Consider the following 25961-nt stretch of genomic DNA (forward strand, 5'->3'; position numbering starts at 1 on the left):
CCTGAAGACGCGCGATCTCGAACGCTTCTACATCTCCCATGCGATAGCGGACCAAGCGGCCAACTTTGACATAGGCCAGCGGGTAGCGCTTGGTGCAGCGCCACGTAGCAAGGGTGGTTGTGGACACGCCGAGGCGTTCCGCGACTTGCTCGGGTTTGAGCAGGGTGTCTGCCTGTTTTGCGATCATGATAACCTCCATCAATTTTGATCGATGAAGAGAAACCTAGAGAGCGATTGGGCAGGTCGAAACGCGTGAAGCAGGAAAGAAAAACTACTTCCTACGTAAGAAAACATGCCGGTTAAATGCCACATAATGTGGCGAAAATATGACTATATCACCCGCATTACCGTGACCACACGCGCGCGCGTCAGGTCCGGATCAAGTTTTTGGCCGATCAAATGAATCGCATCTACTGCGGTTGCTTTGTTTTGCTTTGTGGCCGGATCGTAGCGGCCCGCATTAAAGGGGCGCATGGCGTTGCGCTCCCAATAGGGGCGAAAGGCGCGGGTTAACGCCGCAATCGGCTGGCTTTCGGTTTTCTTCGGCCTGCGAGACCAACGATCCAGATCGGCCTCATAATAGCTGCTTGGGGTGTCATGCTCGCCCAGAGCAACCGTTTCTGCGGTGGCCTTATGCAACAATTCGACAAACGCCGCGATATGGCCAACAGGATCGCCGGGGCCAAATGCACCTTCGATCAGGTTTGCTATTCCGGCGGCGCTTGGGTTGGATGATCGGGCTTGCGTTTCCAGTGCGTCGGCCAGTTTCCCGGAACAGTTTGGCGAATCCTGCACCCGGGCGAGTTCAACAGAGACCGCTTCCAGCTTATCCGACAATGCGGACAGGCGGCGATATTCCATCGCACCCGGCTTGCGCTTGCGCATGCGACGCCGCTCGCGGATATAGGCCCGCGCTGCGGCCTCAACGCCCGCGCGCAGATTGCCGGCATCAGCCTTGGGGCCAACCAACATCTCAAGTTCGAGCATGAACCGGGCATCATAGAGGCGGTGTAGCTCTGGCAGAAAGCCGTGGCCCGTCATAAGGCGCTGCCATGGTGTAATAGGTGCCGCCTCAGTGCCGGGAAGGGTGTTGTCAGCCTGGTCCATGACTCTGCTTGTTCAGGAAAAACCAGCATAATGCCAGAGGCTGACAGCGCTGACAGTGTTGACGGTGAATTTGGAATGGCACATGCAATCCGGACTAGCGCTCCACTTAGCATCAGGATCAGCAACGCGAGATGTGCTTTGGGACCAATTCAGCTTCCTGAACGACCGATCCATGTCAGAAAACAGCGACTTGACGAAAGTATCAATATGATGTTCGGTGCTATCAATTTGAAATGGTGCGAGAAGTTAGATGTTTGGATTGTTTTCTGGTGCGGGAAATCGTGCAAATGATATTAAGCTGGCTGTTGCCATAGAGCTCAAAGTTTCCAATCAAAAATTCTTCTATTTCGTCCTTAAGATGGCGAAGTTGAAGGACAAGAAAATCGTGGAACTGTACGACAAAATGCGCGAAATGGCGGATTCTGATCGCCACACCGAAAAGCTGATGGCACTCAGTCTGGCAGAACACCTCATTCCGGAATGTGACCAAATAGCGAGAATCCCTGAGATGCAGCACGACATGGCGGTTCTCATGAGGTTCCAAGACCAATTGATCGACTATTACAATGCCCACTGTGAAGAGGGGAAGGAATTCCAGAAGAGCTAATTTAGGGAAGACTTAGGTGCTTAGCGCCTCCACTCGCGGTACTTTGAGTGACCGCTTTATGAGATTTTCTGCGAGGTTTTCGACATATCATCTACTTTGCAAGCATCCCAATTTCATAAAATACATGGCATCGTGAAGGGCAGCTATGGGCTCATTCCCACGCTAGGTTGCTCTTGAAAACATCAATTCGGTCGCCTTGTCCACACTCTCCCGGACCGGATCAAGGTTCAGTCGTGCATAGATTGCGGTAGATTGCTGCGACCGATGCCCAAGTGACTTCCCAATGATGTATCCATTGGCCCCGGTTGCCGCTTGATAGCTGCCCAAGGTACGGCGCAAGTCATGAATGCGCAGGTTGTCGATTCCAGCTTCTTCTAGAATCCGGTTCCACGCCTTCTTGGGGTCCGCAAGATGGCCGCTCTTGCCTGAGCCTTCGAACACATAGGGGCTGTCTGACTTCAATTTCCGTTCGATCAGCAGTTCAATTGCCTGCTGGGGAAGGTGAACAGTCAGTGGGTCGGCGTTCTTGGTTTCCTCAATCCGCCATGTCGCCGATTGAAAACTGATATCCTTCCACATCATCGCCAGCGTATTGGACTTCCGCGCACCTGTGAGAAGGGAAATCATGAAGAAGTCCCGTGCGACTTCGTTGGGTTCATTTGCCAGTGCCTCGAAGAACCGGGGCAACTCGTCAGGCTGCAAGAATCTGTCGCGGCTTTGTTCCCGAAACTTTTTGATGCCGACAGCGGGGTTCACGCCCTTCCATCCCCATTCAATCGCCTTGTTGAAGATGGAGCGAATACGTTCAAGCAAACGATTGGCTTGATACAAGCCGTTGTCCTTGCCGATCTTCGCATGAAGCCTTTCTACCTCGGCCCGATCAATGCTGGATATCTTTCTGCGGAACCAATGCGACAGATATTTGTTTACTTCCCGCTCGTCATACTTCCATGATTTCTTGTGAACTTTGGAGTACTTGTCCATGTATTCGGCAAAGAGCGCTCCAAAGGTCATTTCATCACGCACGGCCTTTTTCTCTTTTTGAGGGTTAGCCCCAGACGCAATGCCACCCTTGGCCTTTGCTGCTGCCTTGCGGGCTTGTTCCACAGTCATGTCTGGAAACTTGCCCAGAAGTAGCCGTTCTGGACGCCCTTCAATCCGTTTGTACAAGTAGAAGCTCTTTGATCCTGCCGCTGTCACTGCCAGTATCAACCCCGCTTCCCGTTCGTCATAGTAGTAGTCCCTCGAACCTTTCTTCGCGGCGGGTGCTTTCAAAAGGGCGGCTTTGGTGAAGTTCAAACGGTGACTGGCCACGGTGTATCCTTGAATTGTCTTGGTGCTACCAAAAAGTTGACGGTGCTACACTGGTGCTACATCAGGGAGCAAATTTGAACAATGTTGAGAATACATGAAGCAATCGGAAAAAGTGGCAACATACTGATAAGTAAATAAATAAACAGCTTTAACAAATATCAGCAAACATATGCCCGTGAGGCTCATAACCTGAAGGTCGTAGGTTCAAATCCTACTCCCGCAACCACCTTGGTCGAACAGAGCCTCGAACAAGCCGCCTCAGGGCGGCTTTGTTCATTCTGGGCCAGCCCAATCATTGCTGCCAGGGCACCCTCCAGTTCGATCTGCACGCCATCCCGTTCATGTTGGATCGTAACACGTTCGATCAAGCCCCGGATAATCTCCAAGGCTCCTGTACGGATCGACGGATCCGATAACGCCTGTGCCAGATCTGCGACCTTGGAGCGATAGAGTTCGGACAGATTTGGGTGCAGTCGCACCGGTGAGGGCGTAGGTTCTGAGAGCTTCGCCTCAAGATCGGCGATCTGCGCTTCAAGCTCTTCGAGTCTTGCTTGAAGTCCGGTGGTGCGAATGCCCTCGGCGATTGCGTCATAAAGCCCATTCAGTTTGCGCACGGCTTTGTCCCGGTCGGATTGCAGACGGGTCCGGACTTCCTCCGCTGTGCCTGCTTCTGCGTTGGCGGCTTCGCTGAAGGACTTGATAAAAGCGGCCACTGCGTCGGGCTGCATCAGACGCTGACGAAGCAAATCCAGAACGGCGTCTTCCAGGACATTGCGGCGAATGGAGTGCCTATGGGAACAAGTACCGAGTTTGCGGGCGGCAGAGCAGGCGAGGTAGTCGCGCCCGACTGTCGCGAGCGGCCCTCCGCAGGTGCCGCAGAATGCAAGACCTGTCAGAAGGTGCTTCTTGCGCCGCTTCTCCCAAAACTTGGTTTCCTTGATGGCTTTGACGCGGGGATCAGCCTCGATCTCGCCCTGCCGCTGTTTGACCGCCTCCCAAAGTTTATCCCCGACGATGCGCAGCTCTGGGACCTCCGTGATGATCCATTCGGAGGTATCGTTGAGACGGGAAACACGTCTGCCGGTCTCCGGGTCCTTGATGTAACGCAGCCGGTTCCAGACCAGGCGGCCGATGTAGAGCTCATTGTTAAGAAGGCCGGTTCCACGAGTGCGGTGCCCCCGGATTGCCGTGTCACGCCATAATTTACCACGGGGGCCTGGGACACCCTCGGTGTTGAGGCGGCGCGCAATGGCTTTTGGGGAGTGCCCTTCGGTGAACTCTTGAAGCACCCGTCGGACAATCTCAGCTTCCGCTGCGTTGATCACTCGTTCCCCCGTAACAGGTTGGCCGTCGGGCCCGAGACGCCGGACGACGTCGTAGCCATAGCTGTTGCCGCCACCGGAGCGTCCAAGCTCCACCCGCCCGCGAAGACCGCGCCGAGTTTTTCTGCCAGATCTTTGAGGAACAGTTGGTTCATGGTCCCCTTGAGACCCACATGCAACTCACTGATCTCGCCTTCGGTCAGAGTCATGATGCCGACCCCTGCAAAGCTCAGGCGTTTGAAAATCGCAGCGATGTCTGCCTGGTCTCGACTCAAGCGATCCAGCGCCTCCGCCAAGATCAGATCAACCCGTCCTTCCTGGGTTGCATTGAAGAGCGCTTGCAGCCCGGGACGCAACATGGACGCGCCAGAGACCGCCCGATCCGAATAGGCTTCAACAATGGTCCAGCCTTCGCGTTCTGCCCGCTCCCGGCACAGTCGCATCTGGTCTTCGATCGATGCGTCTCGCTGCATCTGGCTGGAGAAACGGGCATAGATTGCGACTCGGGTCATCGACAGACCTTTTTCTTCTGGTTGATCAGATCCGCGTAGTCGCGGCCTGCTTCAATGGTTTGGGCGTGAATGTAGTGATGCTCTGCCGTTCCGAAGCTCGTATGAGCCAATATTGGTCGGATCAGCTTTGCGTGTTCCGGAGAGGAGCGCGCCAATGTCGTTGCGGCGGCATCCCGGAAGAAATGCGGTGGGATGCGGCGACCCGTCAGCTTAAGCGTTTGATCAGCAATTCGGGGCCTAGCGCGTTTTCTTTGAAAGGTAAGCCAGTTTTGCCAACCCATAGGACATCGTGCTGCTGTTGGCCACGCTCCAAAAAATAGGGGCGGACTTCGTTGACATAACGACGCAAGAGAGGCTCAACACTCTGGGGAACAACAGCCTCCCATGGCTGCCCTGATTTGGTCAGATCCCCGGGGAGCGCGACGGTCAAGGTGTCTGCTGTGACATGCAAGGATATGCCAATCCGAAGGCCGGCAAAGGCGCGTCGCCGCATCGGCATCAAAGCCAGCATGGCAATCATGGTGCCATCCCGCAGGCACATCATACGGCGCAGCGATGTTGGCGCCGCTTCTGCATGACCCGTCGCCAGAATCAGCCCTGCACGGAATAGAACCTCGCTGGACAACACACGCCCAAGTTTGCGATCCCGATCACCCCGTCCTGCGGTGCGCTTCAATCCCGCTTTCAATCTCCGCTGAGCGGACCAGTCCTGTGTCGGGTCAGCCGCGGAGAGGATACGCAAAACGCCGTCAATGAACATCAACCGGGTCATTGGCCGGGTGTGTGAGAGGTCCCGAAGCCAAGCGGACAGGCGCGGCAGAGTCGCGCGTCGAGCCGGAGGCAGTGTGATCGCATTCGCATCACTTGTAATCAGCCATTGCAGCCATCGGGCATAGCGCAACTCCAAAGTCTTCAGCGAGGTCGCGCGTAGATGTGAGAGCGCGCCGCAATCGTCAATCGGTCCACCTCCCGCCTGAAGGTTGAGCCACATCTCCTGGTCTTGCGCGGGCCATTCGTCGAGCGGCAGAATAAGGCTCATCAGCGACGCCCTTTCTTGGCATCGACCAGGTCAGCAAAGGCGCGTGTCGCCGACCGTGCCTCAAGACCGGAATACATGTTGATGGTGTGGCTGACCTCCGAATGCCCGAGCAAACGGCGCGCAACCTCGTAGCCGCCGGGATTGGCGTCGAGCCAGTTCATCACCGCGAAATGCCGAAACAGGTGGGCATTCATCTCCAACCCCGTTTCCTTCCGGATCCGTTTGGAGATGCGTGCCGAAAGGGCGTTCGGGTCGATTGGATCGCATCTCTTTCGGCGCGGAAACAGCCAAGGCGTTCCCGCGGGGCAGAGTTCCGGACAGCGAGTTTTGAGATGGGCGTCGATCATGCGCAATACATCCCGTGGGATCTCGAACTCGACAGGTCGCTCATTTTTGGTCTCGCCGCCTTCCAGAACCAGGTAGGCTCGGCCATCGCCGGGACGGTGCAGGTGGCGTTCCAGGTGGATGTCAGCCAGGTTCTTCACGCGAACCGGGCAGACCAGAAGGATGGCGATGGCGAGCGCATCTTCGCGCGCCAGAGCCCAGCCATACGGCTTGGAGGTGCCGCGTGGTCGCGCGAAAACCCGTTCAGGCAGAAGCAGCAGGCGCTGCTGATGCCGGTCCTCCTGCAACACCCGCAGCCGGCTTCGGTTTTTTTGGGTCATGCCATTCTGAGGTTTTACCGCAAGGCGCGCGGCAAGCCCCGACAGCGCGTCCCGGGTGTCATCGGATGCATTGAGTATCCGGGCCAGGTTGCGGAGCAGCGCGGCGATCTCGCTGATCATCTTTGTGGTCTGGTTGTTGGTGCGCGATAACATCTGGCGCAAACCCCGTTCAGCCATCATCGGATTGATCAGGATGTCCAATCCACCAATCTCCGCGATCGGGATACCAGAGTGAACGAGTTCGGAGGCAAACCGAACCAACTGTCTTTGGTATTGGGACAGGGTCGGGGGTCGGAGTGCCCTGTTTTGACCGTCATCTGCCAAGGGGTCTGGATTGGACAGACGATGTATCAGCTTTGCAAGAGCGGTTTGGAAGGGCGCTGGAAACGCGGTCACCGGAAAAGTGATGACCTTCTGGCGCGATTCCAGAGGCAGAGTGACGTTGGGCCATTGTGAAATACGTCGAGCCGCCAGGTTCCAGCCGTTGACAGCGGCACGATGTGAAACATCAGGAGATTTGCTGATCTCGTTATGCTCAAGGGCTACTCGATAGGCTTGAGCATGCTCCTCACAGACAGTGGCAGGTTTGACACCCTGCCGGTTCAAAAAATGCACGAAGCGGCAGAGCGCGGGTTGCAATGTCTTGTCGCCGGACGCCAGTACATTCGCCCAGAGCGCTTGCCAATCGGGAGACAGATCATCGATCCGGTTGAAGCGCCGTTCCACCAGCCCGAAATGCGCGAGCGCAGCCCGTGCATCACTGACCGCGTTTTGCCAGCTCTTTGGTGAAAGACCGAGTGCAGCCGGTGTGACTTTGGAAAGACGGGGCTGCAACCAGCGGCTATCGCAAGGCACATCCTCAGGAGGCAATCCAAGGGCTTTGGATGCACGGCGCAGGCCGGAGATCATATCGCGGCGGCGTCCGTCTGTCAGAGAGCTATCGGAGCGCAGCTGTTCGATAAGCTCGGCAAACATCGGTGTGTCGGCTTTGACGAAGGCTATTGTCAATGGAACGGGGCTCTGGCTAGTCATCGGGTCTGTGTTCCTTTGGACATGTCAGGTCTCGGGTGGACGGGTGTGGACAGGAGGTCCGATTCGGGAAAAGCGTAGCACAGAAAGTCAGAAACTTACGGGCTGGCCTTCTTCCCGAAATGCACATAACGCATTGACATAAATGGACATTAATAGACGTGAGTTCCTACCAGCAATGTGTCTGCCGGTAGGCGGCATGAGCTGCCGGATCAATGCGGATGAGGCGTCCGCCGGGGCCCACCCGAATAACCTCAAGCAGGCCTGCCGCAATCGCACGGCGTACCGTCTTCTCCGAGCAATTGTCCAGTTCAGCGACGTCCTTCACCGTCAAAAGCTTGCGGGGTCGGCTCTTCTTGGCATTGATCTGTGGCATCCTGATGCGCCTCCTTTTGGTCAGAGGCGTTCCGGCCCAGTTCCCGTACTGCCTGGGCAGCCAGCAATCGGACCAACTGGTCAATCGCTGTCTCAACCTGCCGGTGCGCATGGTCGTCAGAAGGGGGTATGGCAGGAACGCGTGTCATGCCGTGACCATGACAACGCGGGCTTGCTCCTTCTAAGTGTATTGATTGGCCAATTCCGGCGGCGCCCAACGCTCTTTCTCTTCACGCTCAAGCTTGCCGCGAAAATCGTCTATATCCACGCGGATCGTCTCACCGCTCAGGATTTGCCCCGGCTCGGTGATCATCTTCACGACAGCCTGGATAAAGTTGACGAGCGGACCTTGCCGTTGTCCTCCGGGGCGCCCGTCTGAGTATGTTGTATAGGTCAGAGGGCGACCGGCATCTTTCCAGATGTAACAGCAGCTCTCGACGATGTACTGACGGCGTTTGTCGCGCAAGAACCGCTTGTCTCGGGGCGACATCTCTGCAACTGCGCCGGGGGTCACAAGGATGTGCCGAATGTCATCTATGACATCCTGAGTAAGTGTCGTTGCGGTCTCAAGCTTGTCGAGGACTTGGTCAAGAAGGTCTCCATCTTCTGGCGTCGCCGCGAAATAAGTCGAAAGCGAGCCCAATGCGTTCCGGAGTTCTTGGGGACCAATGGAACTCTGTTTTGCTTTCCGCAAAAGTTGCTTGAGGTGCTTTTGACCTCGTTCAATCGCTTGCGAGCGTCGGACCTCAGTCAGATTGATTGCGATGTCGTCGTCGTTATTGAGGCAGTTCCCAAGAAACACAGAGAGTTCGCGTACGAGCTTAGTCGGCAGGTCAAACTGTTCAGCCAAGCTCCCGATCATGTCCTTGGAAAGAGCGCCGCGTTCTCCATAACAGCCAAGCTTCCACGACATCGAGCTTTTGATCCCATCCATGTGCGGATAGATGGAATAGTCACCTTCAGTATCTGTAACGTCTCGATTGCCCTTCAGACCGCTGTCCGCGTTAGCGCTCATGTTGTTCTCCGTTTGGCACATTCTAGGGTCTGGTCGCACATCCAAAAGCTTACGTGTATCAAGGCAGTACCGATTGCTGAGGAAGCTTGCCGGTTGAAGCAAGTCGACCCCTCCAAAAGTTGCACATAAACAATAGAACAGGAAGAGAACAGCTTGTGCTCCAGCTAATGCTTGATCGTCCAAGGCGGTTTTAACGCTATTTCGGTAGCAGACTGCACACCGCACTGTAGTGGATACATGCGCCTGCCGAGTGACCGGTCGCTTTGCCGCTAGAGCAGACATTGAACCCAATACACCGAATGACCGCACCGAGCCCTAAGTAGACCTTAGGGACCAGCACAGCATTCGTCGTGAACGGGCGGAAAATGGACCTTCGCTGCAGGATGGACTAATGTCCGCTTGCGGCTACCTAAAGTGACCTGCAATTGCAGGTCTGTGTGCTTTCACCACGCATTCCAAAGATCAAAGAGGAGCCGCAGCAACTGCAGACACAGACTTCGATGAATTAATCGCTATGCCGCAGCTTAGCTGAATGCGCGAGAACGGTACTGTGTCGGCGATTGTCCAAACCAGGTGCGGAACGCGCGCCGGAAGCTGTTGACCTCGGAGAAACCAAGATAAAAGGCGATTTGAGACAGGTTCAGGTCGTTTTCACTCAAGAGCATCTTTGCCCGACTAACTTGTTCGGACAGCGCGATCTCCTTGAACGTCACATCTTCGATCCGAAGCTGACGCTGCAATGTCCGAACCCCGACCCCAAGCGCCGCCGCGACATCGTCGACCGCGGCGCTGCCGTTGTTGAGTTGCATGCGAAGCGCTTGGCGTACCGTTTCGGCATGTGTGCGGGGCGGGCGGTTCAACCGCAACCTCTCTATGCCTGCAGCCGTCATTTGCACGCGTCCGCCTTCGTCAAGGCGGGTCGGCGTCTGAAGTTGCGACATCGGAATTGCGATCCCCGGAAAATCTGCATTGGCCCGGACTTCTGTGCCGAGCAATCGTGCAAATGCAACTTTCTGAAGCCTGTGCTCAGCCGGAAGTTCGACCCAATCTGGCACCCAGCTTGTCCCAAGGTAGGGACGCACAAGAGCGATTAGGATCGAAGGAATTTCCTGCTCAAGCAATTGAGCCCCGATGCTCTTTTCAAATTGCACCCCGAAACTGAATACCAGACAATTTCCGTCGGTTCGTGTGCGAATTTGGGTCCCTCGTTGGAGAAAGGGCAGCGCCCGGGCGGCACGTTGAAGGGCGATGTCCAACCGAGAAGCCCCAAGCGCATAGCTCGAAAACGGATCAGGCCGGTTGAGAGAAGAGTAGGCAAAGTCTTTCGCCATGATCGCCCCGAGATGGCGCTCTCCAATTTTGCCGGAAATCGTTTCCAGAAGCTGTGCATGATACCGTATCGGCAGCGGAACCGGAGGGCCTTCAAGCACCGTGCGGGTTAACCCAACATCTTTGAGCGCACGTTCAACGAGCCTTGGGGACGCCATCTGGTCCAGGGCGTCGAGTGTCGGGAGTAAACCCCTTGAGTTCTGCATCGGGTCGCGCACGCGCTCACTATGTCGTCGATTGATCACTTTGAGAAGTGTTTGGCCCATCCCAACGCCATTCTTGGCCGCCTACCTGAGGAATGAGCCGAACAAAGCGACCGAAATTGGAACGGTAGCGCTCTGACCCCAAAGGAGATTGAAATGAAAACGGTATCCTCTTTCCTTGCCATCGTTGCCGCCGCAGGCCTTGCCGTGCCTGCTTTTGCGGAGGCCCCGGTGACGGTGAATGTGACCAATTTTGTGCGAGCTGAGACCGACATGTATCATCAGCGCATTGTTGATCTGGGTGGCTTTGGTGGGTTGATGCATATCCGCGAACCGGTACCACTGGATGCGCAGGATGTGATCCGCATGAACCGTGATACACTTTATTCCGGCGTCGTGATCAATCTGACCGAGCCCGCCTCGATTGTGCTGCCAGACTCCGAAGGGCGCTTTATGTCCATGCTGATTCTCAACCAGGATCACTATGTGGTTGGCGTTGTACATGACGCGGGCACCTACCATTTCACTGAAGAGGAGGTCGGCACGCGTTATATGTCGGTCCTGTTCAGGACGTTCGCAGACGAGAATGACCCATCAGACATTGCCCTGACCAACACGCTTCAGGACGCCATTGAAGTACATCAGTCTGACGCCGGAAGCTTTGAGGTACCAAACTGGGACGCCGCCTCCCGTGATTTGACACGCGAACTGCTGCTTCCGTTGGCGCAAGGGCTCAGTGGTAACACGTTTGAGGTGTTTGGGACGGCCGACGCCGTAAATCCAATCTCGCATTTGGTCGGCGCGGCGGCCGGATGGGGCGGCAACCCACCTGCGGCGGCGGTTCATGACGGCCAATATCCGGTGTTGGGCGATGGCACAATTCCCCACATCCTGACTGTCGGCGACGTCCCTGTAGACGGTTTCTGGTCGGTCACAGTCTATGATGCGAGCGGTTACATGGTGCCCAACGACGCAGGGGCCTATTCGGTCAACAACGTGACTTCCGTTCCCAACGAGGACGGCACCGTGACCATACATTTCGGGGATTGTGAGGATGGTCGGGTGAACTGTTTGCCGATCATGGACGGGTGGAACTACGTCGTGCGCCTGTATCAGCCGGGTCCAGAGATCCTTGAAGATGGCTGGGCCTTCCCGATTGCCCTGCCCATTGATCAGACATCCTGATCAACGCTTCGCGTCATTGCCTCGGTCGGCGGTTGTCCGACCGGGGCTTTATTTTGCCACCTGCCTCCCTTGGTTTGCACATCACAGGTCTGCTTCAAGACAAAAGCCCCAAGCAGACGCCCTTTTGTCGTCAAATGATCACTTTCGGCGGTCGCAAGGTGCAAGGCGCGAAATTACCTCAGGTTCATCAAAGACAAACACGGACACCTAAAACGTAGGAGATTGAAATGAAACGTCGTTCCGTTCTGAAAACTGCCCTGACCACTGCTCTTGTTGCAGCGCTTTCGGTACCGGCCTTTGCCGCTGAACCCCCTGTGAAAACCGCGACTGATGGCTTGCCGTTGGCAGAGCGCACGGTGCCTGTCCCAGTGGGCGTATCCCCAGAATTGGCCGAGTTGATTGGCTCGCGCGAGATCGTAGGAATGCCGGCGGTTCCGGAGACACTGGAAGAGTGGCTGTCTTTCCAAGCCCAATTTGATGCAGCGTCTGCGCAAGGGGCCGAGGCGATGTTGGCCAAAACCGGAGCCAATTTCAGTGTTGGTCAGATCGCGGGTGTTACGACATATCTCGTCACGCCTGAGGAAATCGACCCGCGTTGGGCCGACACCGTTTTTGTTCATGTTCATGGCGGCGCTTTCGTGTTCAACGGCGGCAAAGCGGCAATCATGGAGGCCGCTTGGTTGGCAAATGGGCTGGGTGTAGAGGTGATCTCTGTAGATTACCGTCGCCCGCCCCTACACCCGTTTCCGGCAGCAACCGATGACGTGATTGCGGTTTGGGGCGAGATCACTCAGAACTATGATCCAGCCAAAATCGCCATGTTTGGGACATCGGCGGGCGGCAACCTGACGCTTTCTACAACTCTGCAACTGCGGGACGCAGGTCTGCCGGTGCCGGGTGCGATCATGGCTGGCACGCCCGCCACCGATCTTGCCAATGTGTCTGACAGCTGGACAACCCTCGAAGGTCTTGATCCGCTTGGCCAGCATGAGGGCGTAATCGCGGGCACTTTTGAGCTGTATGCGGGCGGCAAAAACGCCGACGATCCGTATCTCTCTCCGGTCTATGGCGACCTTGAGGGGATGCCGCCTGCAATCTTCCTTAGTGGCACGCGGGATCTGTTGCTCAGCGATACAGTGCGGATGCACCGCGCCATGCGGGATGCGGATGTGATTGCCGACCTGCACGTCTATGACGGTCAGGCGCACGGCGACTACATCGCAGGTTTCATGGTCGATGCCCCGGAATCGCAAGATGCTTTGCGCGAGCTGAACGCCTTCTTTGACCTTCATCTGAAGTAAGCCCACGGCCCAAGGCAATCGACACAGTTGCCTTGGGCGTCCAACCCCGAATTTTTCTCAAAGGTGCGCATATGCCCAGTTTCAGCGCTCAAATTCACACTCTCAAATATCTCTTCATTGCTGTTGCCGCGATCCAACTGGTGACCGCGGCGTCCGGCACAATTGTCGCCCTGTATTTCGCGGAAACCGGTGCTTCGCAGGAAATCGCCGCGCTTGCACCGGCGGCCTACTCGCTGGGGTTCCTGATTGGCTGCTTTTACATCGCTGGTTGGATCACCAGTATTGGCCACATCCGCGCCTTTTCGGCGGCCGCCGCTATTTGTACGGCTGCGGCTTTGCTCTTTTCGGTCACAGATCACGAACCCACCCTTTTGTTTGTGCGGCTTATGACAGGCATCGCCACAGCCGGGCTGTTTGCCATCGGCGACGCTTGGATCAGCGAAACTGTGGATGGGACGTCGCGCGGGCGCCTGCTTGCGGTGTTTGCCATCATTCTGGGCCTGATGTCGGTGTTGAGCCAGGTTATCGTGATCGTGACTCCAGACGATTTGAACCAGTCTTTTGTGTTGGTGTCTTTGCTGTACTGTCTCGCTATCGTCGTGATTGCAGCCGCGCCAAGCACGCCACCGGAAGGCAAAGAGCGGGCCAATGTGCGTGTAAAAGCCCTTTTCATAGATGCCCCCACAGCTGCCTTTGGCGCGCTCGCTGTTGGCATAGTCTCCACGGTTTTCATGAATGTTGTGCCATATCGGGCGGCGACCATGGGCGTCGACGCCGTGGACGTAGCGATCGCAATGGGCGCGGTCTACGTCGGGCGTATCCTGTTTCTCTACCCGCTGGGGCTTGCCTCTGACCGGATGGACCGCCGGAAGGTCATTCTGGTCGCCTCCGCAGTGGCAACTTTCGCGCTCTTGATCTTCGCATTCTTTTCCACCGGGGATGGTGTTCGCCATGCGAGCTTGGTGGGAACACCCCTCTACCGTCTCCTATTTGTCGGTCTGGTTCTGCTCGGTGGATCGATGCTCACGCTTTATGCGCTTTTGCTGGCGCATGCGATGGACCGGACCGTGCCCGTTTATGTAGCATCGAGTGCTGTAACCATGCTTTTTGTGTTCACCATTGGCGGCATTATCGGCCCACTCCTGACAAGCGTTGTCTCGGCTGTGTTTGGCGACCTGGCCATGAACTGGATGCTCGCCATCGTGATGGCCGCTTTCACAGCCTTGGTTGTTGTGCGGATTAAAACGGTCGCACCTGCAGCAAAAGCTGAACAAACCAACTTTAAGGCGGCAGAGACCACCAGTCTCAAATCTGCACCAACCCAGAAACGCTAAGGCAGGAGACCCAAAATGACTTTTTCTACTTCAAACATCCTGCGCGCGGAGAAAGCGACGGTACTGATCTGGTTGGTGTTTGTCGCATTGACCTTCGCCGGTGATCTGATCAAGCCCGCCGCCATGGGCTCTGGCATGTCCTGGCTGCTGCTGGGCGGTATCTTTGGCGTGATGTTGGCTGCGGTGTTTCGTGTGGTGCATCACGCGGAATGTCTGGCCGTCATCTTCGGTGAGCCTTATGGCACACTGATCCTGACGCTCTCGGTGATCGGCATCGAGGTGGCGCTTATCACAGCGGTTATGTTGACCGGGGACAACAACCCGACACTGGCGCGGGACACTATGTTCTCGGTGCTGATGATCGTGATGAACGGGCTGGTTGGATTGAGCCTCCTGATTGGCGGCCTGCGCCATGGGCTGCAAGTGTTCAACCTCTCGGGAGCCAATGCCTATCTCGTGGTCCTGCTTCCCGTCGCCATCGTAAGCCTTGTGCTGCCAAGCTTCACCACATCTGCACCCGGCGGTGGCCTCTCTGCCCTGCAAACAGTGTTTATGATCGGGATGTCGGTTGTGCTCTATGGCATTTTCCTCGTCTATCAGACCGCCGGCAAACCAGAAATCTTCCGCCAGCCCGCAGATGAACTGCCAACCACAGCAGGATCGGACGCGCACCATCTCGAAACCAAAAGTGTTGGCTTTCACGTGGTCTGGCTGGTTCTGGCAATGCTGCCACTGGTTCTGATGTCCAAAAAGCTCGCGCTGTTTGTCGACTTCAAACTTCTGGAATTTGGCGCGCCCGTTGCGCTTGGCGGTTTCCTCGTGGCTGCTATGATCCTGACCCCCGAAGCGCTGGCTGCTCTGGACGCAGCGCGCGCCAACAAGCTGCAACGGGCCGTCAACATCTGCCTTGGCTCAGCACTGGCCACAATCGGCCTGACAGTGCCCGCAGTTCTGATCGCTGCGCATTTTGTCGGCCTTCCGATTGAGCTCGGCTTGGGAGGCGCTGAGATCGTGCTACTGGCTCTGACCCTTGGGATCAGCATTCTGACCTTCGTAGGAACCCGCACAAATGCGCTTCAGGGCGTCGTGCATCTGGCCGCCTTTATGGCCTACGTGTTCCTGATTTTCGACGGGTCGTGACGGAGCCAAAACCTCTCTATCCATTTGGGAAGCCACGTTTCAGTGGCTTTCCAATCTCCTTCCCGCGAGCGACGCAAAAGCCGACATTGTCATTGGGTTGTGCCAACGACGGCTTTAGGCCGTATTCAACAGATTCCGGCAATCGGAATAATTTTGTAGCCTGTCAACTTCCCACGACTAAGTTTGCTTTGATGCCAGGTATCGCGTGGCAGCGGAAAACAACTCGGCCTGTGAACTTACGCCGAGCTTGGAATACGCATTGTGGCGGTGCACTTTGACAGTACCTTCGGTGATCCATCAAGGCAGTACCGTTTGCTCAGAAAGCGCTGGTTGAAACGAGGCGACCCCCTCAAAGGTTGCACACAAACAAAAGAACAGGAAGAGAACAATTTGGTTAGGTTCTGTGTCGAGCCGCTGACCCGAACCGCCTGCGCTATTGGTGGGCTGCGGCGTTTCGGGTCAGCTAAAGTTTGTACAACTTGCGGCCGCGCGAAACACAAAGATCCCCAAAAAAAAGCAGATCAATACACTTAGTCAGCAAGAGCGCAAAATCGGACGTTCCGGGCCGGGATGGGTCTCCCCGTCTCCGTTGCGCCCGGTTTATACTTGCTGCTTTCCCTGGCAAACGATCAAGAAAAGCGGTGACCACGGTACGTTCACGACCGGCCTCCAATTGTGAACTATGGTTCGGGGACTACCCCATCCCGCACCGACGCGGCTCCTTCTGGCCCGGTGCAGAAACGCGTCTACGGAACCCACCGGTCGACGGACGTCTTCAGACACTCGTCGAACCGGGGACCGCCGAGACCGTACGCGGTCAAAGCGGGGCAGGTGAGAAGCCTGCGGGGAAGCGGCTGGCCTCCGACAAAAGGCATCGCGCGGATACGAACCTGAAAGCGAAGGGCCTTCTCCCGCAAGACCGGGGGGAAGGAGCGGGGGCCGGATATTGTCTGGCAAGCAAGGGCGAAGATGTGTTTTTGGTAAAAACGGCCGTGGCAATCGCCTCAGCACTTCCTCTTGTATACCATTACATCTCCATGGCAGCTTTAGGTTGCAACCAGCCGCCAATGCACGGTCGCGCTGACTAAAAACCAAATAGCAACTGCGACACTAGCGTGCTGACGCTGTCCGCCTTTCCTGCAGATTGATGCGAATGTGGCGCTGTATTAAGTGTGTTACTTCTGGCTGAGCAGAGTTGAGTACGAATCGGCCTCATTGCATTTCCCCTTGTGCTCATTGATCCTTGTCAAGATTTGAGCGGGCAAGAAGTGGTACAGTCAACGGTAATTCAGGGGGGGGCTCATGGAAGAGTTGATTGAAATCGGAAGATCATTCGTCCAGGCCATGCGTGAGCGCAGGGGCCTTGGAAGTGTTGATGAGATCTATGCCGAAAACGCGCAGTCGATAGAGGCGGTTGTGCCTCCGGTTCGACAATTCCGCGTTACAAAGGGTCGAGAAGCCATCAAGGGAAAAAGAGAGGATTGGTTGGCGTCGCATGAAATCCAAGAACTAGAAGTGGATGGGCCCTACGTCCACCCACCCAACCGCTTTGGAGTACGCTTCAGAGCTGAAGTGCTGCAGAAGGCTACGGGTGAGCGTATGACCCTGCGCGAGATCGCAGTGTATTCGGTGGCGGACGGCAAGATTGTGCTGGAAGAGTTCTTCATGCTGCCGAAGTAAGAAGAGCGATCAACAACATTGTCTCTTCGTTGGTTTAATCCGTGCGCACGGCTCTCGGGCAAATTGAAATTCCGGACGGAGGTCGGGAATGCAACACAGAACAGTGGCATATTACGTAGGAATTGATACTGACGACGCGTCGATTTTGGAATGCGCTGAAACTTCCCGTAACCAGAACAGTCACTTGAATTGCGTGTTGATCGCGGACTTACCCAACCTGCCTTACCTAAAGTATGGATCAAACAGGTTCGTTGAGGCGGGTCTTCCTTCAAACTGGTTGGATGTTCTTAACAGAAAAAATGCCGCCTTGAAGTCCCGCGCCACAGAAGTTGAAGCGCTCCTGGTCGGGCAGGGCGTATCTGCAAATGTAATTGCCTTTATGGGATCTGGAGCAGAGTTGAAGCATCTTGTGGCTGGCCAAGCCAATCGCTCTGATATCGCCTTTCTAGACGCTGAGTTGCGAAAAGATCCCGATTTGTTTCATAAGATCGCCTACGGAGTATTGTTCCATTCGCCGGTAGCCCTGATGATAAACGGAGATCCGTTTGCCCAACGCGACTGCATTTTTTTGGCATGGAATGATAGCCTGCCTGCGTCTAGGGTTGCGCATTTAGCTTTACCCATTCTTCTGGCGGCCAACGAAGTTGTGATTGGGTGTTTTGATTTGCCGTCGCCTGATGACGTAGAAGGTCAAGTGCCCGGAACTGATCTAGCTGGATGGCTTAGCCATCACGGTTGCACCGTGACCGTGTCGCAGTTCCCGTGCGGCGGGAATTCAATTGAACACTGCATTCAGGAACGCGCACGAGAACTGGGGGCCGACCTCGTTGTTATGGGCGCTTACGGGCATTCCCATTTGCGTCAGTCGGTATTTGGGGGAACGACGCAAGCAATGTTGGAGCAGACAAGTTTACCAGTGCTATTCGGACACTGATGAAGAAAACTGGCGATTGTGGCTTGCTGGGATAGGTGGCTCTATGCGTTCATCGGGTAATGCGGGAACAGCCAGTTGTTATTGGGTACTCGCTTGAGGTTAAAGTCGATTTGCCCGACCGGTTCCGCCAAGAAAATCTATCACAATTGACGTCAGTTCATCCCAGTCAGTAAACTCCCGTACCCCATCTTGTGGATCGATTTTTCGACCAAGCAAGACAACGTGCTTAAGGATCTCCCTCTCAAAATACCCGTAGTTTTCCGGCTTCACGGCGCCTGCGACCAACGCCGTCGCACTTGGTTCAAAACCTGTTCGCATAAGCATTTCGTTGAGATAGTCGCGCGCTTCTTCTCGACCTGACGCGAAAGCAGCTTTTAGACCGATGGAAAGCACGAGAGACTTTCGTTTCCTTAGGGTATCTCTATTTGAGGCGACAAAAGCCTCGAATGACTCGGGGTGCCTACGCTCGTGGACAGGGGCCAGAAGAACAACCTTGACCACATCGTCAATCGATACATGGCCGGGCATTTCATCGGTATTGATCAGTTTTGTGTTGAAACCGGCATTCTTCGCGACACCGCTGATGAAGCGCGCAATCTTTTCTGTCTGGCCTTCGACTGTAGCAAAGACGATGAGTACGGTCATTCCGATCCTCCCATAAATCGGTCTGAATAGATTGCTGATTATGAATAAGTCGCGCGCGTTGCCCTTGATCTCCATCAAAGGCGCTAATTGGGAGCGTATCGGAAGAGTTGTGGTACGATTTTGCTGTCCACCCGCAGCATTATTTAAGGAAGTTAGTGACGACCTACACCTCGAAGCAAATCGACCTTTTTGGCTGACAATTTTTGAAACTGGCCTTGGCTCAATGGCTTGTGTTGCTACCTTAAAGAAAAGGCCAAGACAGCGACGAGGATTATTAAACTGATGCACCACACCGTGACCTTCACTTGTTGGCGTGCGGGCAGGTTTCTGAGCAGTCTAATCATAGTCAAACCTTTCAGACAAAATCCGGTGTGACGCGGTGCCCCGCTCAATCAGATGATCTTCGACGGTGTCCATCATAGCAGGGGGGCCGCAAAGAACGAAAAGCCAGCTTTCATATTGCTCAGACGACAAATTGCGGTCCAACAGAGGACCGTCGATTAAGCCTGTCTCTCCGGACCAATCCTTTGGCGGTTCGGATAGAACAAATACTGTGTCTTCTTTGGATAACTCCTGGCGAAAAGCAATCTGCTCCTCCACCCGGTTACCATAGACAAGCTTGAGATCGTGCTGTGTTCCACTCAGTCGAACTTGACGCATAATGCTCAACATGGGCGCGATCCCGACACCACCTGCGATCAGAACAATGCCTTTCTCAGTGCGGTGGCTGATCGAAAGATTCCCGTGCGGGGCATCCAGATAGGCAGTGGTTTGCGGAGCGATCTGTCCAAGACCACATGTGAAATCCCCAAGCTCCTTTATCACGAATGAAACATCGGGGCCTTCGGCTGGTGCCGAACTAATCGAGAATGGGTTCTCCTGCAGCGAAAAAGCACTGTGGCCGACATTTAGCCAGGCAAACTGCCCTGCTTCGAAGGTTAGTCCGCTATGACCATCTGGCTTGATGCGCAACTCCCATTGCCTCGGTGTTAGTCTAGACACAGACGTGACGCGCCACGGCCTTTTCCTCTTACGCAATGGGCGAACGAGATAGACATACAGCAAAGCTCCAACTGCAACACTGGTCAGGGCAAGCCAGATATACGTCAAAAGTGGATGCCCACCGTAGCGCCCAGCAAAGACCGTGTGATGCAACAGCAGGAAGGCAATCACCAAGGCTCCCAGCCCGTGAAAGAGGCGCCATGTCTCGTACTTGAAATCAAGGAATTTACGCGCAATTGCCGAGGCGACCAGAATGAACAGTAAAAAATATGCGCCGATGCCCGATACCAGCGTAGAAAAGTCGGTCGAAATCGTAAGTTGGTTTGTTTCATCCCACGGTCGGCGTCCGCCAGACGGCGTACCCTGATACAGAAGCGGGTGTATCAGCGCAAAGCCGAGTGCTGTACGCGCCATCAACTGATGCACCCGCATGGTTACATCCATACCCAGACCGGAAGAGATGAACCTGAACCGCCCAGACAGCAGGAACTCGACTAAGATTATTGAAAAAGCAAGCATTCCAAGCCCGGACGCGAGCTCTTGATGAAATGATCGCGGTGGCCATCCCAGAGACCAAGAAAAACCCAAGGGTGCCAAGATCAGCAAAACGTAAATCAGCGCCAGATAAGGCCATTTCATACGGTTTTGCTCCACTGTGCTAAAGGTAGGCAACTCGGGCTCATTTAGAATAAACGCTAAGCTGACCTAGGGTTCCGATCAAGACTACTGAGATTGGTGTTAACTCCAGCACGATCTGGCAAGTCTGTTGGACGACGGTTCCCGTTTCTGTTCGTTCAACCGGTGCGAGCGATCTGGCGATGGATGAGGTTGTATGCTTGCGCAAGATCAAGGTCCTTGACCGCCTTTTCTGTCACAATGTTGCGCGCGTGAAATCAGACCAAAGGAGGAGGCTCAAAAAATGCTAGAAGACAAAAAATCCCCGCAACTTTTCACTGGAACGCATCCCCTCTCCGACAACTTTCGGCGTGAAATGGAAACCCTGATGTCGCGTTTTTTCGGGGGAGGATCACCTTTCCTACCAATGGAAACGGCTGCGCAACGCACGGGTTTTCCGTCTCTTGACATGACAGGTGCGATTTCACCGGCAATCGATGTCCAAGAAACGGATTCTGCGATTGTCCTGACGGCTGAATTGCCAGGGCTCGAAGAGGATGATGTGGAAATTGAAATCAAGGATCGCAGGCTAATCCTGCGCGGTCAGAAGAAGATTGCGCATGATGAAACGGGCGATCTACGTGTCAGCGAAAGAAGCTATGGCAGTTTTTCCAGAGCCATGTCGCTGCCAGACACTGTTGAAATCGACAAGATTTCCGCAACATTCGACAAAGGCGTTCTGCATATCGAAATGCCGAAGACTGAGCCTCAGGATCCCAGCCGTAAGATCAAGGTATCGTCGAAATAGACGGTCTGTTGGCTCGATACGGGGCTTGAAAATGCCAAAGCAGAGGGCCGATCATGGATCGGCCTTCTTTGAGCTGCGGCCTGATAGATGTTTTTTGGTTGAATCCGGGCGGACATCGCAAGTGTTTGTATAAATGCGTTTTATGTACATTCGCACCAAGCCATGGGTTTGTTGTTGCAGCGTGGTAGAATGCCCTCACGCGTTTGGATAGGGGGTCACAATGCGAAATCCAGAAGCGAGTAGCATTACATCCTCCGGGACTGGTGGTGAAGGTGAGGTGCGGGCATTTCTGGAGAGCCTGACAGGTCCATCGCGCGGAAACGTGAACTGGCTTGTCGATAAAACCCTAACTGTTTCAGTTGACGATGAAAGGGTGCTAAGCCTTCGTCCTAGGGATGACCTGCCTCCCCATAATAACGATGTTGCCACCCTACAATGGGCTGACGAAGGTTACACGGTAACCGCGTCAGCAGGGCGCAATGTGTGGGTAAACGGGCAAAATGCTTCATCGGTGTCTCTTAGGCACGGCGACATGATCGAGTTCGGCGAAAAGGGCCCTATGTCTCGATACAGGTTGTGCGATCACTCATTTCCCGCGCACCATACGGTCGAAGATATCTTTAGTGACGCATATGCCTACGCCCGAGCGAGCCGCCGACCTTTCGCTAAAAAGATGTCTGGTGCCCTGCGTGATAGTGGGCGGCGGCTTGCGTCTCAGACCACGATATTGTTCAGGATCACAGTTCTTGCGACGCTTTTTGTGATCGCGGGGTTTGGGTACCTGCTTTACCAAAACGACCGGCGCTTGGCGGATAGTATCGAACAGGAGTCCCGCAAGATCGAAGCGGTCGCGGTTATGCTCGCTCAGACGCGAAAAGATGCACTTACGCCTGATGACTTGGCTTCGTTGCGTGACGCTTTTGAGAACCAGGTTTTGTCGACTGAGCAGCGTCTTGGAACCTTGGAGCAACGGGCGGGGGCACCCACGCGGGTGATAGCTGCCTCCACTCGATCTGTAGCTTTCCTTCAGGGAGCTTATGGATTGCGCCACGTGGAAAGCGGGAAGATATTACGGCACGTTTTGGGACCTAACGGAGAAAACCTGAAGACCCCGTTTGGCCAGCCTTGGATCGAACCGGACGGGACCGGCGAACCTGCAGAATTTCAGTTCACCGGAACAGGGTTTTTGATTGCTGGGGTGCCATTGATGGCCACCAACCGCCATGTCGCTTTGCCCTGGACCTCGGTGAACCGAGAGAAAGCGCTGAGCGACGCTGGTCTTGAGCCAGAGATGTTGAGGCTGCTGGCCTATTTGCCTGATCAGACGGAACCAATAGAGGCGCGTTTGGTCCGGTTTAGTGAAGCCGCAGACTTGGCGATTTTGGCAGTTGAGCCAAGCCGCGTTCAGGACCTCGGAATTCCGTTGGCGGATGCCACGTCGCGCGTCGGTGAAGAGCTTTATCTGTTGGGATATCCAACGGGTTTGAAAGCTTTGATCGCGCAGGCTGGGCCGGGCTTTCTAGAGGAACTGGAGGCAGAAGGAACGTTGAACTTTTGGTCGATTGCGTCCCGGCTTTCTACTCAAAGCAAGATTCACCCGTTGGCAAGCCGGGGGATAATTGCGAGGACAAGTGGGAACGCCATCGTCTATGACGCTGAGACCACGACCGGTGGAAGCGGGGGGCCAGCATTGAACCGGCGGGGTGAGGTCGTTGCCATCAATGCTGCGATCCTGCCCGAGTTTGGTGGCTCAAACATCGGCGTCCCGGTTTCACATCTCAGAGCACTGCTGGCAGAGCTCGAAAACCTGTGATCATTCGCTCGTTCGGAAGCGCGATTTTTGAACAAAGAACACAGTGGCCAGTGGAACGATCACTGAGATCAGGGCCGCGGAGATCAGCAAGTACCCAAGTTGACTGTAGTCCGCGGTTGAAGTGACCTCACTGGTCTCAGGGTTGGTGATAGCGCGTGTGACGACGTATGTCTGGTTGAGGTACTTGGTGCTAAGGCTGCTGGCCGACAATGCCATGTTTGTGAATGATGCCATCACCGCAAAAAAAGTCGCTTTCAACTGAACGGGTGCATTGCGGGCGATCCAAGCCAACATCGGGACCATAGCGATCTGTCCAAGCGGCGATTCAACGGCTGTATCAAGAATGGCAATGAACCTTGCGTCGACAACTCCGCCGGTACGCGCGGCTGTCCATTCATGCACGCCGTAATAGAGGGCAAGGTTGGGCAGGGCTAGAACGCCCGCAGCGATTGTCAGCAATACGACCACATGCGCAATCGAGCGATTGGCCATAAACGGTCGGAGAACAATTAACCCCAGCAGCGCCAGCAGCGAAGTCAACAAAGCCAAGATTGCTAAGAATTGCTCATCGAACTCTAGTTCATCGATTTCAAACCAGGTCAGGCCTGCTCCCGGCAGAGGAACGGCACGGAAAACAAAAATGATTGTCGCTGTCCCAATTAAGGCTTTGGCTTGGGCTGGTTCCAACTCCTTCAGCAGACGCGACATGAGGTAAAGGATCACCGTCAGGGAAACCGCAAAAACGGTCTCTTGTGCGAATGCGAAATCTGCGGTTCCCAGCACGATGCTGAGCACAACGAATGCAAGGCCGCCGAGCAATATGGACCATTTGACTTCGGTGGCTTCATCCGGCGTATGTGGCGGGTGGCCGCGCTTAATAAGCTGACGCTGGATAAAGCTGTGAAGAACGACTCCACTAACGGACAACACCGGGATGGTCAGAGCTATCAGATATACTTGGCCATAAAGCGCAAGGCGTTCGGATTCTTGCAGTTCTTCGGTTCCAGAGAAAATCCAGATGTTTACAGCCGCAACCGCCGCAAACCCGGAAATGATCGAAACTCTGCCCAAGGTCTGCATCGTTGTGTGCTGTGCACGAGTTTCTTCCGGCGAAAATGGTGCGCCGTTCTGGTCAACCTTTGGCACCGCCTCAACCGTCATGGCGTCGGCAACGACGTCCTGAATTGCATAGCCCGAAGGCGCCAAGAGCAAGGCAACAACATACCAGTCTTCCAGCGGCATGAAACTGGACATCTGCGCAGGTGCGGTCACGAGCCCGTACATGGTGAGCAAAGACAACGTGATCAAGGACGCGCCGAACAAGATCAGCAGGGACTTCCAGCGCCAAAACAGGTCCACGACATGACCAAGCGGCATTTTGAGTATCCACGGGATACCAGCCCAAAATGCTAGCCCTGCAACGAAAGAGGCGGATAAATCGAGGTAGTCTTTTAGGAAAAAAGCACCAACGACCGAGGTCAGGCCGGACACGCCGGCCGCAAAATAGACCATCAATGGCGGCAGATAGGACCATTGCAGCTGCTGAACCAGATCCACAAACGTTCTATGCCACCAGGCCGAAAGTTTTGATCCTATGGAAGTTTGGTCAGTCGTCATATGCCATGGCAGCTCGTTGAGGCTTTTGGGTCGTTTTGTCTAGTTAGAGAAATCCAGATCCGAAAAGCAATGCACTGGTGATCACGCCAAGGATCGGTACCACAAGAGGAACGCGGAAGTGCTTGGCGGCCTCGTCCGGCTGCATCTTCAGCAGGATCAGCGAAATGTTGACAAGCACAAAGACGCCCAAAACGATCTGGGATGTGCGCTCTGCCAGAGTACCAATCGGTATAGTTTGAGTAAGCAGTACGATGATCGCCACGACCAGCAAAGTAGCAACTAATGGTGTCTGCGTTGCTTTAGGGACTATCGCCAGAACCTTCGGCAAATGGTCACGGTCAGCTAGTCCGTAGATCACCCGCGAGGCCATAATCATCTGGATCAGTACTCCATTGACTGTCGCCACAATGGCGACCGCGGAAAAGCCCTGTTTAATCACCTCAGGGGCGTTTGAAAACACAAGCGCGAGGGGTGCTGCGGACGTCGAAAGGACATCGATCGGAACAACAAGTAGAACCGTCATTGAGGTTCCTAGATACAACACGGTCGCTAGAATGAGCGTTAGCAAAATCGCTTTTGGGATGGTGCGCACAGGGTCTTTAACCTCTTCCGCGACATTGGCCATGTCCTCGAAGCCAACAAATGCAAAGAAGGCAAGAAGTGATGCAGCGAAAATGCCTTTCCACGCGTCGAGTTCAAGCGGGGGAAGCATCGAACTGATCCCGTATCCCTGCGGATCTTGGATCGACATGCCCCAGCCAATCACAAAAAGAAGACCTGCGATCTCGATGATCGTGATGACAGCCGCAACAAAGACCGATTCAGTGATCCCCCAAAGCGCGATTAGACCCATGATCAAAACAACACTGATAGTCAAAATAGGGATCGCAAAACCGGTCAAAGCGTGAAGGTATGATGCTGCGCCAATTGCAACGGCAGAAGCGGAGATAACGCCCGAGGCTGCCACCGCAAGACCAACGAAAACCGCCACCCAGTTTTTCCGAAATCCCGCCTCAACGTAGGCTGCTTCACCTGCGCTGACAGGAAATCGAGTTGCGAGTTCCGCATACGAAAGCGCGGTGAGTGATACGACGAGCGCAGCTACAACGAACGACAGCGCCGCAAACGGTCCGGCAATGTCTGCTGTTGCACCGACTAAAACGTAAATGCCCGCTCCGACCGTTACCCCAAGGCCATAAAGCGTGAGCAACGGGGTAGTAAGGGCCCGTCTGAGTTTCTGTTCGTTTGGATCAACAGAGTTCATAAGTGATTTCCGCCAACTGCCCATTCCGAACGTCGTCAGTGGCGTCCTTCTCTTTTTGTCTCGATTGGCGCAGCGGCTTAATCCTATGGTCAAAGCCGCACCGAAT

General features: G+C 54.9%; 25 protein-coding genes. 10 read left to right on the forward strand and 15 right to left on the reverse strand.

Annotated elements, in window-relative coordinates; genetic code table 11:
• Positions 1-187 (reverse strand): AlpA family transcriptional regulator (locus tag GS605_RS17270; protein ID WP_216600224.1); only part of this gene is annotated, 187 nt, incomplete at its 3' end.
• 143 nt (positions 188-330) lie between these two features.
• Positions 331-1107: a hypothetical protein gene (locus GS605_RS17275; RefSeq protein WP_171724787.1), complete on the reverse strand. Its 777-nt coding sequence runs from the start codon at positions 1105-1107 to the stop codon at positions 331-333.
• A gap of 250 nt (positions 1108-1357) precedes the next feature.
• Here GS605_RS17275 and GS605_RS17280 point away from each other — a divergent pair, with 250 nt between their 5' ends.
• Positions 1358-1714 (forward strand): hypothetical protein, encoded by a 357-nt coding sequence (locus tag GS605_RS17280; protein ID WP_171724788.1) that lies wholly within the window; start codon positions 1358-1360, stop codon positions 1712-1714.
• A 162-nt stretch (positions 1715-1876) separates the two neighbouring features.
• Here GS605_RS17280 and GS605_RS17285 read toward each other — a convergent pair whose 3' ends face one another.
• The 5 genes from GS605_RS17285 to GS605_RS17300 form a co-directional block, all read right to left on the reverse strand.
• Positions 1877-3013, reverse strand: coding sequence for a site-specific integrase (locus tag GS605_RS17285; protein ID WP_216600226.1), 1137 nt, complete (start codon positions 3011-3013; stop codon positions 1877-1879).
• Between the two features lie 197 nt (positions 3014-3210).
• Complete coding sequence (locus GS605_RS17290) at positions 3211-4353, reverse strand: recombinase family protein (RefSeq protein WP_371807776.1); 1143 nt, start codon at positions 4351-4353, stop codon at positions 3211-3213.
• Entirely contained in the window at positions 4350-4862 is a 513-nt protein-coding gene (locus tag GS605_RS21290; RefSeq protein WP_371807777.1) for a recombinase family protein, read from the reverse strand. The genes GS605_RS17290 and GS605_RS21290 overlap by 4 nt, the downstream gene beginning before the upstream one ends.
• Before the next feature lie 205 nt (positions 4863-5067).
• Entirely contained in the window at positions 5068-5901 is an 834-nt protein-coding gene (locus tag GS605_RS17295) for a hypothetical protein (RefSeq protein WP_171724790.1), read from the reverse strand.
• Positions 5901-6767, reverse strand: coding sequence for a site-specific integrase (locus GS605_RS17300; protein WP_171724791.1), 867 nt, complete (start codon positions 6765-6767; stop codon positions 5901-5903). The genes GS605_RS17295 and GS605_RS17300 overlap by 1 nt, the downstream gene beginning before the upstream one ends.
• 330 nt (positions 6768-7097) lie before the next feature.
• Here GS605_RS17300 and GS605_RS17305 point away from each other — a divergent pair, with 330 nt between their 5' ends.
• A complete protein-coding gene (locus GS605_RS17305) occupies positions 7098-7355 on the forward strand; it encodes a hypothetical protein (RefSeq protein WP_171724792.1) in 258 nt (85 codons plus the stop codon).
• A 409-nt stretch (positions 7356-7764) separates the two neighbouring features.
• On the opposite strand, the gene GS605_RS17310 is transcribed toward GS605_RS17305, so the two are convergent.
• The 3 genes from GS605_RS17310 to GS605_RS17320 form a co-directional block, all read right to left on the reverse strand.
• Positions 7765-7971 (reverse strand): helix-turn-helix domain-containing protein, encoded by a 207-nt coding sequence (locus GS605_RS17310; RefSeq protein WP_170782160.1) that lies wholly within the window; start codon positions 7969-7971, stop codon positions 7765-7767.
• 180 nt (positions 7972-8151) lie between these two features.
• The gene (locus tag GS605_RS17315) at positions 8152-9168 is read right to left on the reverse strand and encodes a hypothetical protein (RefSeq protein WP_171724793.1); all 1017 of its coding nucleotides are present in this window, start codon (positions 9166-9168) and stop codon (positions 8152-8154) included.
• Between the two features lie 341 nt (positions 9169-9509).
• Positions 9510-10532, reverse strand: a complete 1023-nt coding sequence (locus GS605_RS17320; protein ID WP_171724794.1) for an AraC family transcriptional regulator — start codon at positions 10530-10532, stop codon at positions 9510-9512.
• 141 nt (positions 10533-10673) lie between these two features.
• On the opposite strand from GS605_RS17320, the gene GS605_RS17325 reads away from it, so the two are divergent.
• The 4 genes from GS605_RS17325 to GS605_RS17340 all read left to right on the forward strand — a co-directional run bounded on the left by GS605_RS17325 (position 10674) and on the right by GS605_RS17340 (position 15477).
• Positions 10674-11702: a DUF1214 domain-containing protein gene (locus tag GS605_RS17325; protein ID WP_171724795.1), complete on the forward strand. Its 1029-nt coding sequence runs from the start codon at positions 10674-10676 to the stop codon at positions 11700-11702.
• 227 nt (positions 11703-11929) lie between these two features.
• Positions 11930-13003: an alpha/beta hydrolase gene (locus GS605_RS17330; RefSeq protein ID WP_171724796.1), complete on the forward strand. Its 1074-nt coding sequence runs from the start codon at positions 11930-11932 to the stop codon at positions 13001-13003.
• Positions 13004-13074: 71 nt separating this feature from the next.
• A complete protein-coding gene (locus GS605_RS17335; protein ID WP_171724797.1) occupies positions 13075-14337 on the forward strand; it encodes an MFS transporter in 1263 nt (420 codons plus the stop codon).
• Between the two features lie 15 nt (positions 14338-14352).
• The gene (locus GS605_RS17340) at positions 14353-15477 is read left to right on the forward strand and encodes a calcium:proton antiporter (protein WP_171724798.1); all 1125 of its coding nucleotides are present in this window, start codon (positions 14353-14355) and stop codon (positions 15475-15477) included.
• Positions 15478-15654: 177 nt separating this feature from the next.
• On the opposite strand, the gene GS605_RS21200 is transcribed toward GS605_RS17340, so the two are convergent.
• Positions 15655-15771 (reverse strand): LuxR C-terminal-related transcriptional regulator, encoded by a 117-nt coding sequence (locus GS605_RS21200; protein ID WP_348539535.1) that lies wholly within the window; start codon positions 15769-15771, stop codon positions 15655-15657.
• 1008 nt (positions 15772-16779) lie between these two features.
• Here GS605_RS21200 and GS605_RS17350 point away from each other — a divergent pair.
• A complete protein-coding gene (locus GS605_RS17350; RefSeq protein ID WP_171724799.1) occupies positions 16780-17157 on the forward strand; it encodes a SnoaL-like domain-containing protein in 378 nt (125 codons plus the stop codon).
• Between the two features lie 88 nt (positions 17158-17245).
• The gene (locus GS605_RS17355; RefSeq protein WP_171724800.1) at positions 17246-18091 is read left to right on the forward strand and encodes a universal stress protein; all 846 of its coding nucleotides are present in this window, start codon (positions 17246-17248) and stop codon (positions 18089-18091) included.
• A 99-nt stretch (positions 18092-18190) separates the two neighbouring features.
• Here the strand turns inward: GS605_RS17355 and GS605_RS17360 are convergent, their stop codons facing one another.
• Positions 18191-18736, reverse strand: a complete 546-nt coding sequence (locus GS605_RS17360) for a flavodoxin domain-containing protein (protein WP_171724801.1) — start codon at positions 18734-18736, stop codon at positions 18191-18193.
• Between the two features lie 336 nt (positions 18737-19072).
• Positions 19073-20377 carry a ferric reductase-like transmembrane domain-containing protein gene (locus tag GS605_RS17365; RefSeq protein WP_171724802.1) on the reverse strand — a complete coding sequence of 435 codons (1305 nt, stop codon included), beginning with the start codon at positions 20375-20377 and terminating at the stop codon, positions 19073-19075.
• 364 nt (positions 20378-20741) lie between these two features.
• On the opposite strand from GS605_RS17365, the gene GS605_RS17370 reads away from it, so the two are divergent.
• Together GS605_RS17370 and GS605_RS17375 are read left to right on the forward strand one after the other, a co-directional pair.
• Positions 20742-21161, forward strand: coding sequence for an Hsp20/alpha crystallin family protein (locus tag GS605_RS17370; RefSeq protein WP_170697089.1), 420 nt, complete (start codon positions 20742-20744; stop codon positions 21159-21161).
• 220 nt (positions 21162-21381) lie between these two features.
• The gene (locus GS605_RS17375) at positions 21382-22974 is read left to right on the forward strand and encodes a trypsin-like peptidase domain-containing protein (protein ID WP_171724803.1); all 1593 of its coding nucleotides are present in this window, start codon (positions 21382-21384) and stop codon (positions 22972-22974) included.
• Here GS605_RS17375 and GS605_RS17380 read toward each other — a convergent pair whose 3' ends face one another.
• The gene (locus tag GS605_RS17380; protein ID WP_171724804.1) at positions 22975-24591 is read right to left on the reverse strand and encodes a hypothetical protein; all 1617 of its coding nucleotides are present in this window, start codon (positions 24589-24591) and stop codon (positions 22975-22977) included. It lies immediately after the preceding gene.
• Between the two features lie 43 nt (positions 24592-24634).
• Positions 24635-25855 (reverse strand): APC family permease, encoded by a 1221-nt coding sequence (locus GS605_RS17385; protein ID WP_171724805.1) that lies wholly within the window; start codon positions 25853-25855, stop codon positions 24635-24637.
• Positions 25856-25961: the final 106 nt, after the last annotated feature.

Origin of the sequence: Ruegeria sp. HKCCD7559, from assembly GCF_013110575.1 — a bacterium.
GTDB lineage: Bacteria > Pseudomonadota > Alphaproteobacteria > Rhodobacterales > Rhodobacteraceae > Ruegeria.

Bases quoted from the DNA above. Each gene is read 5' to 3' on its own strand.
- GS605_RS17275 (WP_171724787.1), bottom strand. From the start codon at position 1,107: ATGGACCAGGCTGACAACACCCTTCCCGGCACTGAGGCGGCACCTATT.
- GS605_RS17280 (WP_171724788.1), top strand. From the start codon at position 1,358: ATGTTTGGATTGTTTTCTGGTGCGGGAAATCGTGCAAATGATATTAAG.
- GS605_RS21290 (WP_371807777.1), bottom strand. From the start codon at position 4,862: ATGACCCGAGTCGCAATCTATGCCCGTTTCTCCAGCCAGATGCAGCGA.
- GS605_RS17295 (WP_171724790.1), bottom strand. From the start codon at position 5,901: ATGAGCCTTATTCTGCCGCTCGACGAATGGCCCGCGCAAGACCAGGAG.
- GS605_RS17305 (WP_171724792.1), top strand. From the start codon at position 7,098: ATGCTCAAGGGCTACTCGATAGGCTTGAGCATGCTCCTCACAGACAGT.
- GS605_RS17310 (WP_170782160.1), bottom strand. From the start codon at position 7,971: ATGCCACAGATCAATGCCAAGAAGAGCCGACCCCGCAAGCTTTTGACG.
- GS605_RS17325 (WP_171724795.1), top strand. From the start codon at position 10,674: ATGAAAACGGTATCCTCTTTCCTTGCCATCGTTGCCGCCGCAGGCCTT.
- GS605_RS17330 (WP_171724796.1), top strand. From the start codon at position 11,930: ATGAAACGTCGTTCCGTTCTGAAAACTGCCCTGACCACTGCTCTTGTT.
- GS605_RS17335 (WP_171724797.1), top strand. From the start codon at position 13,075: ATGCCCAGTTTCAGCGCTCAAATTCACACTCTCAAATATCTCTTCATT.
- GS605_RS17340 (WP_171724798.1), top strand. From the start codon at position 14,353: ATGACTTTTTCTACTTCAAACATCCTGCGCGCGGAGAAAGCGACGGTA.
- GS605_RS17350 (WP_171724799.1), top strand. From the start codon at position 16,780: ATGGAAGAGTTGATTGAAATCGGAAGATCATTCGTCCAGGCCATGCGT.
- GS605_RS17355 (WP_171724800.1), top strand. From the start codon at position 17,246: ATGCAACACAGAACAGTGGCATATTACGTAGGAATTGATACTGACGAC.
- GS605_RS17360 (WP_171724801.1), bottom strand. From the start codon at position 18,736: ATGACCGTACTCATCGTCTTTGCTACAGTCGAAGGCCAGACAGAAAAG.
- GS605_RS17365 (WP_171724802.1), bottom strand. From the start codon at position 20,377: ATGAAATGGCCTTATCTGGCGCTGATTTACGTTTTGCTGATCTTGGCA.
- GS605_RS17370 (WP_170697089.1), top strand. From the start codon at position 20,742: ATGTCGCGTTTTTTCGGGGGAGGATCACCTTTCCTACCAATGGAAACG.
- GS605_RS17375 (WP_171724803.1), top strand. From the start codon at position 21,382: ATGCGAAATCCAGAAGCGAGTAGCATTACATCCTCCGGGACTGGTGGT.
- GS605_RS17380 (WP_171724804.1), bottom strand. From the start codon at position 24,591: ATGACGACTGACCAAACTTCCATAGGATCAAAACTTTCGGCCTGGTGG.
- GS605_RS17385 (WP_171724805.1), bottom strand. From the start codon at position 25,855: ATGAACTCTGTTGATCCAAACGAACAGAAACTCAGACGGGCCCTTACT.